General features: G+C 31.9%; 9 protein-coding genes. 7 read left to right on the top strand and 2 right to left on the bottom strand.

Annotated features, from left to right (window positions below; all coding sequences use genetic code 11):
* Positions 1-34 precede the first annotated feature (34 nt).
* Positions 35-1,423, bottom strand: coding sequence for a phosphoglucosamine mutase (gene glmM / locus LG649_RS03675; RefSeq protein ID WP_226541014.1), 1,389 nt, complete (start codon positions 1,421-1,423; stop codon positions 35-37).
* Positions 1,424-1,500: 77 nt separating this feature from the next.
* Between glmM and LG649_RS03680 the strand changes: the two genes are divergently transcribed.
* The 3 genes from LG649_RS03680 to LG649_RS03690 are packed head-to-tail and all read left to right on the top strand — an operon-like array spanning position 1,501 to position 4,543.
* A complete protein-coding gene (locus LG649_RS03680) occupies positions 1,501-2,100 on the top strand; it encodes an acyl carrier protein phosphodiesterase (protein ID WP_226541015.1) in 600 nt (199 codons plus the stop codon).
* On the top strand, positions 2,097-3,788 hold the full coding sequence (ggt, locus tag LG649_RS03685; protein ID WP_226541019.1) for a gamma-glutamyltransferase: 1,692 nt from the start codon (positions 2,097-2,099) through the stop codon (positions 3,786-3,788). The genes LG649_RS03680 and ggt overlap by 4 nt, the downstream gene beginning before the upstream one ends.
* Positions 3,789-3,814: 26 nt before the next feature.
* A complete protein-coding gene (locus tag LG649_RS03690; RefSeq protein WP_226541022.1) occupies positions 3,815-4,543 on the top strand; it encodes a hypothetical protein in 729 nt (242 codons plus the stop codon).
* A gap of 1 nt (position 4,544) precedes the next feature.
* On the opposite strand, the gene LG649_RS03695 is transcribed toward LG649_RS03690, so the two are convergent.
* Entirely contained in the window at positions 4,545-5,069 is a 525-nt protein-coding gene (locus LG649_RS03695) for a hypothetical protein (RefSeq protein ID WP_226541024.1), read from the bottom strand.
* 97 nt (positions 5,070-5,166) lie between these two features.
* Here LG649_RS03695 and uvrA point away from each other — a divergent pair, with 97 nt between their 5' ends.
* The 4 genes from uvrA to LG649_RS03715 all read left to right on the top strand — a co-directional run bounded on the left by uvrA (position 5,167) and on the right by LG649_RS03715 (position 12,041).
* Positions 5,167-8,004, top strand: a complete 2,838-nt coding sequence (gene uvrA / locus LG649_RS03700; protein WP_226541026.1) for an excinuclease ABC subunit UvrA — start codon at positions 5,167-5,169, stop codon at positions 8,002-8,004.
* 80 nt (positions 8,005-8,084) lie between these two features.
* Positions 8,085-8,252, top strand: a complete 168-nt coding sequence (locus tag LG649_RS03705; protein ID WP_226541029.1) for a lmo0937 family membrane protein — start codon at positions 8,085-8,087, stop codon at positions 8,250-8,252.
* Positions 8,253-8,414: 162 nt separating this feature from the next.
* Positions 8,415-9,104 (top strand): LOG family protein, encoded by a 690-nt coding sequence (locus LG649_RS03710; RefSeq protein ID WP_226541030.1) that lies wholly within the window; start codon positions 8,415-8,417, stop codon positions 9,102-9,104.
* A gap of 159 nt (positions 9,105-9,263) precedes the next feature.
* Positions 9,264-12,041 (top strand): gluzincin family metallopeptidase, encoded by a 2,778-nt coding sequence (locus tag LG649_RS03715; RefSeq protein WP_226541031.1) that lies wholly within the window; start codon positions 9,264-9,266, stop codon positions 12,039-12,041.
* The last annotated feature ends 62 nt before the right edge of the window (positions 12,042-12,103 follow it).

Consider the following 12,103-nt stretch of genomic DNA (forward strand, 5'->3'; position numbering starts at 1 on the left):
TTGTTTATAGCCTTTTTTTTGTTTTAAATCAATCTTATTTTTTGGCTATTTCACCTAATTCTTCAATAAATTTATCAGCTAAATTATCTGCAACATCTTGCGATTTAGCTTCAGTATAAATTCTAATAATAGGTTCTGTATTACTTTTTCGTAAGTGTACCCAATTCTCCGGGAAATCTATTTTCACACCATCAACAGTGGTTAATTGTTCGTTTTGGTAACGGGATTCTATTTCTTTTAAAATAGCATCAACATCTAATTCTGGTGTTAATTCTATTTTCTTTTTACTCATAAAATAACTTGGGTAGGTTTTTTTAAGCGCACTAACACTCATTTTTTTATCGGCTAATAAACTTAAAAACAGAGCTACTCCAACTAAGGCATCTCTACCATAATGTGCTGGAGGATAAATTATTCCACCGTTACCTTCACCTCCAATAACCACGTTATTTTTCTTCATTAAATTCACAACATTCACTTCGCCTACAGCACTTGCTTCATATGTTCCGCCATGTTTTTCGGTTACATCGCGCAATGCTCTGGTAGAACTCATATTGCTTACTGTATTTCCTGGTGTTTTGCTTAACACATAATCGGCACAAGCCACTAACGTATATTCTTCACCAAACATTTCTCCATTTTCATCCATAAAGGCTAATCTATCTACATCTGGATCTACCACAATTCCAAAGTCGGCATTGTGTTTTTTTACAGCTTCAGACAAATCGGTTAAATGCTCTTTTAAAGGTTCGGGGTTATGCGGAAAATGCCCGTTTGGGTCGCAATATAATTTAATTACATTTACACCTAAACGTTCTAAAAGCAAAGGTATAGCAATACCTCCGGTAGAATTTACACCATCAAAAACTACTGTAAAATTAGCATTCTCAATAGCCTTTACATTTACTAAATCTAAATCCAGTACTTCAATAATATGTAAATCTATATATGCTTTATTTTTAGTAATTTTTCCCAGACTATCTACATCAGCAAAATTTATAGTATTATTTTCTGCTATTTCTAAAATTTCGGCACCTGCTTTGGCATCAACAAACTCGCCCTTGCTATTTAATAATTTTAAAGCATTCCATTGCTTTGGGTTGTGGCTTGCTGTTAAAATTATACCGCCATCGGCATGTTCCATAGGCACAGCAACCTCAACAGTTGGTGTAGTAGAAAGACCTACATCAACCACATCTATACCTAAGCCAATTAGTGTATTCATTACTAAATTCTGTATCATTTTTCCAGAAATACGCGCATCTCGCCCAACTACAACTTTATAATTTTGTTTGTCGCGTTGCTGCTTTACCCACATACCATAGGCCGAAGCAAATTTTACAGCATCAATAGGAGTTAAATTATCACCTACTTGACCACCTATTGTACCTCGAATTCCTGAAATGGATTTTATTAACGTCATATAATTTTTAATTAGTTATTCACAAATATAGTATTTCAAAATCGTAATTTTTACTAAGGAATTTGTAAATTTCCAGAATGAATTACTTAGCCCACATCTATTTATCTGAAGGTAATAAACTAGTTACTATTGGAAATTTTATTGCAGATGATATAAAAGGAAAAAAATACCAAACCTTACCCAAAGAAATACAAATAGGCATATTATTGCATAGACACATAGATACTTTTACTGATGCACATCCTATTGTAAGGCAAAGCACAAAAAAACTACATAAAAATTATGGGCACTATTCTGGAGTTATTGTAGATATTTTATACGATCATTTTTTAGCCAAAAACTGGGTAAAATACTCAACAACACTACTACCTGATTACATTGAAAATTTTTATGATTTACTACGAGAAAATTTTGAATTACTTCCTCCTAGAATTCAAAAAATGATGCCACACATGGTTACCGATAATTGGCTAATATATTATGCCTCTATTGATGGAATTACTAAAGTTTTAGATGCCATGAATAAACGTACCCAAAATAGATCGGGTATGGATAGAGCAATAGACGAATTAACATTATATTATGATGAATTTGAAAATGAATTCACTCTTTTCTTTGAAGAATTAAGAGCATCATCAAAAGAAAAATTTAAATTATTAAACACCATTATTAGATGAGAAACTTAATACTTTTTAGTATAACATTAGTTTTATTTTCATGTAAAGAAAAGGTTCCTGAAAATGTAAAAACACGAGGTTTAATAACACAGAATGCCATGGTAGTTTCGGCAAGAGCTGAAGCTTCAAAAATTGGTAGCGATATTTTAAAACAAGGTGGTAATGCTTTTGATGCCATGGTTGCTACAGAATTAGCATTAGCAGTGGCCTACCCTTACGCTGGAAATCTTGGTGGTGGAGGCTTTATGGTTTATAGAAAAAATAATGGCGAATATGGCGCTTTAGATTACAGAGAAAAAGCACCCCTAGCTGCTACAAAAGACATGTATTTAGATAGTTTAGGTAACATTATACCAGATAAAAGTACGCTAGGCGCTATGGCCGTGGGCGTTCCTGGAACAGTTGCTGGAGTTTTTGAAGTGCATAAAAAACTAGGTTCTTTACCAATTAAAACTATTTTAGAACCTGTAATTAAATTGGCTAAAAAAGGGGTAATTGTTACCAAAAAACAGGAAAAACGAATAAAAAAATATCAACCATTTTTTAAAAAAGCGAATCAAGATTCCATTATATTCGATAAAAATTGGAAAGAAAACGACACTATTAAATATCCGCAATTAGCAAAAACTTTAGAGCGTATTTTAAAAAACGGACGCGACGAGTTTTATAAAGGCGAAACAGCTAAAACACTAGCTAAATTTATGCAAGATAATGGCGGAATTATTACCGAAGAAGATTTAGCGCTTTACCAAGCTAAATGGCGTAAACCCATAACTTTTACTTATGATGATTTAAAGGTTATTTCAATATCACCACCATCAAGCGGTGGTGTGTGTTTAGCGCAAATTATGAAAATGATTGAGCCTTACGATTTAAATGATTATGGTCACAATTCTGTAAAAAGCATTCAAGTTATTACGGAAGCCGAACGACGCACATTTGCTGATAGAAGTCATTTTTTAGGCGACCCAGACTTTGTTAATATTCCTATTGATTCGTTAATAGATGCATCATATTTAAATAGCAGAATGTCCAACTTTTCATTTAAAAAAGCGACTTTATCTAGCGATGTAACCTACGGAAATATTGAAGTTATGGAAAGTGATGAAACCACTCATTACTCTATTGTAGATCAATTTGGAAATGCTGTGGCTGTTACAACAACAATAAACGGAGCTTACGGTTCTAAATTATACTGCCAAGAATTAGGTTTCTTTTTAAACAATGAAATGGACGATTTTAGTAGTAAACCCGGAGAACCTAATATGTTTGGCCTTATTGGCGCCGAAGCAAACAGTATAGCACCACAAAAAAGGATGCTTAGCGCCATGACACCAACAATTGTTGAAAAAAACGGCGAACTTTTTATGGTTGTAGGTACTCCTGGAGGTTCAACCATTATAACATCGGTATTACAAACTATTTTAAACGTACACGAATATGGCATGACTATGCAAGACGCCGTTAATGCACCTCGTTTTCATCATCAATGGTTACCCGATGAAATTAGATTAGAAAAAAACGGATTTAGCAAAAAACTCAAAACAGAATTACAAAATCTAGGCTACCCAATAAACGAAAATCGTTCTCCTATTTTGGGTAAAGTAGATGCTATTCTTGTTTTAGACGACAAAACCTATGAAGCTGGTGCCGATTACAGAGGAGACGACACTGCTATTGGATTTTAATTATTAAAAAATAATAATCGTTATAAATGACCAAAAGATTAAAAAAAATATTAAAAATTATTTTAGGGGTAATTGTGTTTTTCACCTTACCTTCCTTACTTTTATTTGGCTTTTTATATTTTAAATACAACGAAGATTTACCAACAGGAATTCAAGGTAAAAAAGCTGATGCGTTAGCCAAAAACATGCTACAAAGCTTAAATTATGAAGCTTATAAAAACACCGATTATATTGAATGGACTTTTAAAAAAAGACATCATTATAATTGGAACAAAAAAAATAATATTTGCGAAGTTTTCTGGAAAAACAACAAGGTTGAGCTTAACCTAAATAAACCTTCGCTAAGTATTGCTTTTGTAAACAACGAAAAAGTTGTAGACGAAACAACAGCCAAAGACCTAATTAATAAAGCAACAGTTTATTTTAACAACGATTCGTTTTGGCTTGTAGCACCATACAAAGTGTTTGATAATGGTGTAGAAAGACGCCTCGTAAAAACCGAAAACAACAAGGAAACACTTTTAATTACTTATAAATCTGGAGGATCAACACCTGGCGACTCCTATTTATGGCTATTTAACGAAAACGGAAAACCCAAATCGTTTAAAATTTGGGCATCAATTTTACCTATAAATGGTTTAGAAGCCACTTGGAACGATTGGACAACCACCGAAACAGGTGCGCAATTACCAACCTTTCATAAACTTTTGGTTTTAGGTATAGAGATAGAAGATATTAAAACCAATAAAAACTAAACTACTTACTGCGTTGCCCTACAAACTTGTGGGTATCCGATTTAAAAAGCACATTAAAGCTAGTTAAACTGCCGTAAATTCTAGTTAAATATTGCTGTAAATCTATTTTTTGTTGCGCATCTAAATCACTAGAATTTATACGCTGTTCCATAACTCGTAAACGATCTCTTACCATGGTTATTTTATGAAAAAACTTATCAATAGGCAATTCGTATGGCTTCAAATTATCATCGGCTGGTTGTAAAATTAAAGTTCCACCTTTGTACTTATCAGCAATAGGCACAACTTCGCTAGCATCGCTCCATTTTTTTAAAATTTTAACCAAACTAGTTTCTACATCATAAAAACTAACGGTATCAACTTCATCTTGAGCCGCTTCAATAACCTCAAAATCACTATCTAAATCAATAGTTTCCAATCCGTTTTCAATAAAAGTAATCCAGTAATGTTGCGAGGTAACATTAGTAACTACACCTTTACCAAATTCGACATGATTTATCCTAGATCCAATTCCTAATAATTTCATTTATATAATTTTTAGTTGTTTACAAGTATAAGAAATACAACATAAAACTTCACAAGAAATTAACAACTAAAGTTGTAAATTAGCAGTTTTGTAATTTATGAGCAATTTCGAAGAATTTATTGAAGTAAAAGGAGCACGAGTACACAATCTTAAAAATATAGATGTGTCTATTCCGCGTGAAAAACTTGTAGTTATTACAGGTTTATCGGGTAGCGGAAAATCGTCGTTAGCTTTCGATACTATTTATGCTGAAGGACAACGCCGTTACATTGAAACATTTTCGGCTTATGCCAGACAATTTTTAGGTGGTTTAGAACGACCAGATGTTGATAAAATTGATGGCCTCTCGCCTGTTATTGCCATAGAACAAAAAACAACGAGTAAATCGCCACGATCTACCGTTGGAACTATTACAGAAATATACGATTTTTTACGTCTACTTTTTGCTCGTGCTAGTGATGCTTATAGCTACAACACCGGCGAAAAAATGATTAGCTATAGCGACGAACAAATAAAAGAGCTCATTATAAAAGATTTTAATGGTAAACGCATTAATATTTTAGCTCCTGTAATTCGATCTAGAAAAGGGCATTACCGCGAATTGTTCGAGCAAATAGCCAAACAAGGTTTTGTAAAAGTTAGAACTGATGGTAATATTGTTGATATTACTCGTGGCATGAAGTTGGATAGGTACAAAACCCACGATATTGAAATTGTTATTGATAGATTAAAGGTTGATGATTCTGTAGATAATGATAAAAGGCTTACCGAAACCATAAACACCGCCATGTACCATGGCGACGATGTACTTTTAGTAATTGATCAAGACACGCAAGAAGCACGTTATTTTAGTAGAAACTTAATGTGCCCTACTTCTGGAATTTCATACCCAAACCCAGAACCTAATAATTTCTCGTTTAACTCACCAAAAGGTGCGTGTAGTAACTGCAATGGTATTGGTACTTTATATAAAGTTAACGAAAGCAAAATTATTCCAGACCCGTCATTATCAATAAAAAATGGCGCTTTAGCACCACATGGCGCAGAAAAAAAGAGCTGGATTTTTAAGCAGTTTGAAACTATTGCACAACGTTATAATTTTAAACTAACCGATGCTTACAAGGATATTCCTGAAGAAGCTAAACAAATGATTTTATACGGTGGTAACGAAAAATTTTCTATTGAAAGTAAAACACTTGGTGTTACCAGAAATTATAAAATAGATTTTGAAGGCGTTGCTAATTTTATTGAAAACCAATACAAAACAGCCGAATCTACTTCACTAAAACGTTGGGCTAAAGAGTACATGGATAAAGTTGAATGTCCTGTTTGTCAAGGTTCTCGGTTAAAAAAAGAATCGCTTTATTTTAAATTAAACGGTAAAAATATTGCCGAATTAGCAAATACCGATATTGTTGATTTAGCAGATTGGTTTAATGATTTAGACAAACACCTTTCAAAAAAACAACTAAAAATTGCTGAAGAAGTTGTAAAAGAAATAAAAGCTCGATTACAGTTTTTATTAGATGTAGGTTTAAACTATTTATCACTAAACCGAAGTAGTAAAACCTTATCTGGTGGTGAGGCGCAACGTATTCGTTTAGCAACACAAATTGGATCGCAATTAGTTGGAGTTTTATATATTCTAGATGAACCAAGTATTGGTTTACACCAACGCGATAATGAAAAACTCATAAATTCATTAGTTTCATTACGCGACATAGGCAACTCTGTTTTAGTAGTAGAACATGATAAAGACATGATTGAGCGTGCCGATTTTGTAGTAGATATTGGCCCTAAAGCAGGAAAACACGGAGGTGAAATAATTAGTTTAGGAACTCCGGAAGAACTTAAAACACATCATACACTTACGGCACAGTATTTAAATGGTGATTTAGAAATTGAAGTTCCTAAAAAACGACGTGAAGGCAACGGTAATTTCTTAGAGCTAAAAGGTTGCACAGGCAACAACTTAAAAAATGTATCTGTTAAGTTTCCTCTAGGAAAAATGATTGGAGTTACTGGTGTTTCCGGTAGCGGAAAATCGACCTTAATTAACGAAACCCTTTACCCTATTTTAAATGCACATTACTTTAATGGTGTAAAAAAACCTATGCCTTACAAAAGCATTAAAGGTTTGGAATATATCGATAAAGTTATTGATATTAACCAATCGCCTATAGGAAGAACACCTCGAAGTAATCCAGCAACCTATACAGGTACTTTTGGCGAAATAAGAGCGCTTTTTGCAAAAATACCAGAAGCCATGATTCGTGGTTATAAAGCTGGGCGTTTTAGCTTTAATGTAAAAGGTGGTCGCTGCGAAACTTGTCAAGGTGGTGGTTTACGCGTTATAGAAATGAATTTTTTACCAGACGTTTATGTTGAATGCGAAACTTGCCAAGGTAAGCGCTTTAACCGTGAAACGTTAGAAATTCGATATAAAGGCAAAAATATTAGTGATGTTTTAAACATGACTATTACTGAAGCTGTAGAATTTTTTGAGCACATCCCAAAAATTCACAGAAAACTAAAAACTATAAAAGATGTTGGTTTGGGTTATATTACATTGGGCCAACAAAGCACCACTTTGTCTGGTGGTGAAGCTCAACGTATTAAATTAGCTACCGAGCTCTCTAAACGCGATACTGGTAATACCTTTTATATTTTAGATGAGCCTACTACCGGACTTCATTTTGAAGATATTCGTGTGTTGATGCAAGTTTTAAACAAACTAGCCGACAAAGGTAACACGGTTTTAATTATAGAACACAATTTAGATGTTATTAAAACCGTTGATCATATTATAGACATTGGTTACGAAGGTGGTAAAGGAGGTGGCCAACTAGTTGTAGAGGGCACTCCCGAAAAGGTTGCAAAACACCCTAAAAGCTACACAGCTAAGTTTTTAAAAAAAGAGTTAAATAACTCCTAAAAAACACTTAAACTATTAAAAAAACAAGTCTATAACACTAATTATTTCGTACATTTAAGAAACACTTAAATCGAAAAATTATGAAAAGTCTTTTATGGTTAGTAGCCGTTATTTGTATAATTGGATGGCTATTGGGATTATTAGGTATAATTCCTGGTATTGGCACAAACAGTTTAATACATATTCTATTAGTTATTGCAATAATTGTAATTTTATATAATATTATTAGTGGTCGAAAACCGCTTTAATTAAATCTAAAACACAAAAAAGCAAACTTAATAGGTTTGCTTTTTTTTAGTAACCAACTCATTTACAACAACTAATAATGTTTAATAAAATAATATAATAAGAAACTAAAACTATTTTGTTTTTAAATATTATTTTGCAATGTATAATTGAAAAAATTTAACATGAGAAAAGAACAACATCATAAAGGTTGGAATGAGATTAAAACTAACGACTCCTGGGCTATTTTTAAAATAATGGGAGAGTTTGTTAACGGTTACGAAAAACTTAGTAAAATAGGTCCATGTGTATCTATTTTTGGTTCTGCACGTACAAAACCAGATCATAAATACTATAAATTAGCCGAAAAAGTGGCTAATAAAATTGTTGAAGCTGGCTACGGTGTTATTACCGGTGGAGGACCAGGAATTATGGAAGCTGGTAATAAAGGTGCACATTTAGGCGGTGGTACATCGGTTGGATTAAATATTGAATTACCTTTCGAGCAACACGACAACCCGTATATTGATTCTGATAAAAATTTAGATTTTGACTATTTTTTCGTTCGAAAAGTAATGTTTGTAAAATATTCTCAAGGTTTTGTTGTTATGCCTGGTGGTTTTGGAACTTTAGATGAATTGTTTGAGGCCATTACACTTATTCAAACTCATAAAATAGGTAAATTCCCAATAATTTTAGTAGGAACAGATTTTTGGTCTGGTTTAATGGATTGGGTTAAAAAAACACTTCTAGATGGCTTTGCTAATATTAGTGAAAAAGACTTAGACTTAATTCACTTAGTTGATACAGAAGACGAGGTTATTTCTATATTAGAAAACTTTTATAAAGAATCTGGATTAAGCCCTAACTTTTAACAAAAACCAGAAATTAAATTTAACTCTTTGCTAATAAAACCAAATTGTACATTTATTTTGATAAACGGTAATGCCTTAAAACATACACGAATTACGAATGGTTTTAATAAGTTGAAATTTCGCCTAATTATCTCTATTGCATTTTGCACTTTATTCAATTTGGCTACAAGTCAAAATAAAATAGAATTACAGGCAAATTTCAACTTAGAACAAAGAGAAATAAAAATATCACAATCTATTACCTATTTTAATACTTCTAAAACAGTATTAGATACTATTTACTTAAATAATTGGGCAAATAGTTTTTCTTCAAAAAAAACACCTTTAGCAAAACGCATAGCCGAAGAATACAAAAACGATTTTCATTTAGCTAAAAGCGAAGATCGTGGCTACTCTGTAATTACATCAATAACTCAAAATAAAGAATCATTACATTTTTCAGAATTAAAAAATCAAACAGATGTTATTAAAGTAGCTTTAAATAAACCTTTACAACCTAATGAATCATACCATATTCATTTAGAATATTTAGTGCGTATACCTAACGCAAAGTTTACAGGTTATGGAGTTACCGATAATTTTGATTATAATTTAAGATACTGGTACATTACACCAGCAGTATATAATGGTGAATGGCAATATTACAGCAACAAAAATTTAAACGATTTATTTATTCCTATATCCGATTTAAATTTTGAATTAAAAATACCTAAAGGATATACATTAATTTCAGAACTAGATACAGAAAAAATTGATGATAATTTAGCTGAAAGCATCATATATTTAGAGGGTAAAAACAGAATAAACACCAAGCTGTATATAGCAAAAAAATCTACCTTTAATACCATTCAAGACGAAAACTTAGCCCTTGTTTCTAATCTTGAAGACAAAAATTTAGAAGTTATTGAAAAGGTTTTAATAACCGAAAAAGTAACTAAGTACTTAAAAACTAAGTTTGGAGAATATCCGCATAAAAGACTCCTTCTTTCTCAAATAGACTACAATAAAGATCCGCTTTATGGCCTTAATTTTTTACCTAATTTTATTCGTGCCTACCCGAACAGTTTTGAATATGAAGTTAAACTTCTAAAAATTGCTATTCGTAATTATCTAGAAAATGTATTACTTATAAATCCACGAAAAGAACAATGGCTGCTTGATGGTATTCAAACCTACTATCTTATTACCTACATAGAAGAATTTTATCCAAACATGAAGTTTTTTGGTGGTATTGCAGACATTTGGGGTATTCGCTCTTTTCATGCGGCCGACATGAAATTTAACGACAAATATAATTTAGCTTTTATGCTTATGGCGCGAACAAATCGCGATCAACCCCTCAGTATGCAAAAAGATTCGTTGTTAAAGTTTAATAGTAATATAGCAAATAAATACAAAGCTGGTATTGGTTTAAAGTACTTAGACGATTATGTAAATAATAATGTTGTGGAGCACAGCATTGAAACCTTTGTAAAAACCAATAAGTTAAAACCAACATCTCCGGAAGTTTTTAGAGATTTTATTACCTCAAAAACCAACAAAAATATCAATTGGTTTTTTACAGATTATTTAACCACTAGAAAAAAATTAGATTTTAAAATTAAAAAAATTACCAAAACAGAAGATTCTATAACTGTTAGCATAAAAAACAAAAGAGAAAACAATATGCCGGTTTCTTTATATGCTTTAAAAAACGATAGCATCATCTCCAAAACATGGATTGATAGTATTGAAGGTGTAAAAATATTAACCATACCCAGAAACAACGCCACTAAACTGGTTTTAAATTATAACAATAAAATACCTGAAATAAATTTACGCGACAACTGGAAATCATTAAAAGGCCTAAGTAACAAACCACTACAATTTAGGTTATTTCAAGATATTGAAGACCCCAATTATAGCCAAGTATTTTTTATGCCTATTGTAGAGTTTGATAATATTTACGATGGCTTTACATTAGGTTTAAAAGCCTACAATAAAACCGTTTTACGTAAACTGTTTAATTATAAAATACAGCCGCAATACGCCTTTAAATCTAAATCTTTAACAGGTTCCTTATCACTATCTAAAACACATTATTTTCAAAACAAAAACCTGTATTATATGACGTATGGTGTAGGTAGCAGTTATACATCGTATGCTGAAGATTTATTTGCTCGAAAAATAACACCATCTATAACCTTTGGATTTCGTGAAGACGACGACTTTCGATCTAACAAAAGAAAATTTCTTCAATTTAGATATGTAGATATTCATCGCGATAAAGATGATAATAATTTACTATCATCCGAAGAACCAAATTATAGTGTTTTTAATGCACGCTACACACACTCCAACGACAACTTAATTAATTACAGTCGTTGGTACGCCGACTTTCAATTAGGCGCACAATTTAGCAAACTAGCGTTCAATTATGAATTTAGAAAATTATTTGAAAGTAACAGACAATTAAACCTTAGGTTTTTTACTGGTACTTTTTTAAAAAATGAAACCGATTTAACATCAAACTACTTTAGTTTCGCTTTAGATAGGCCTACAGATTATTTATTTGATTATTCATATTTAGGAAGATCTGAGGAATCTGGAATATTTAGTCAACAATACATTGATGCAGAAGGCGGTTTTAAATCAAAATTAAGACCCGAGTATGCCAATCAATGGATTTCTACACTTAATGTAAGTACAACCATCTGGAATTACATTTTGGCATACGGAGATATAGGTTACATAAAAAACAAAAATAATACTGCGGAGTTTGTTTACGATTCTGGTGTTCGAGTAAATTTAGTTACAGATTATTTTGAAATATATTTCCCAGTATATTCAAACCTAGGTTGGGAAATTAGTCAATCTAGTTATGCCGAAAAAATTAGATTTAAAATCACTTTAGAGCCGCAAGCACTTCTTGGGCTATTTAGACGACGTTGGTTTTAACTCATTAAAAAATAATCACCTTTTACTTCTTTTTTTAAAAATATTTTAAACAAAACTTAATA

The organism is Neotamlana laminarinivorans (assembly GCF_020523925.1).
Classification (GTDB): Bacteria; Bacteroidota; Bacteroidia; order Flavobacteriales; family Flavobacteriaceae; genus Neotamlana; species Neotamlana laminarinivorans.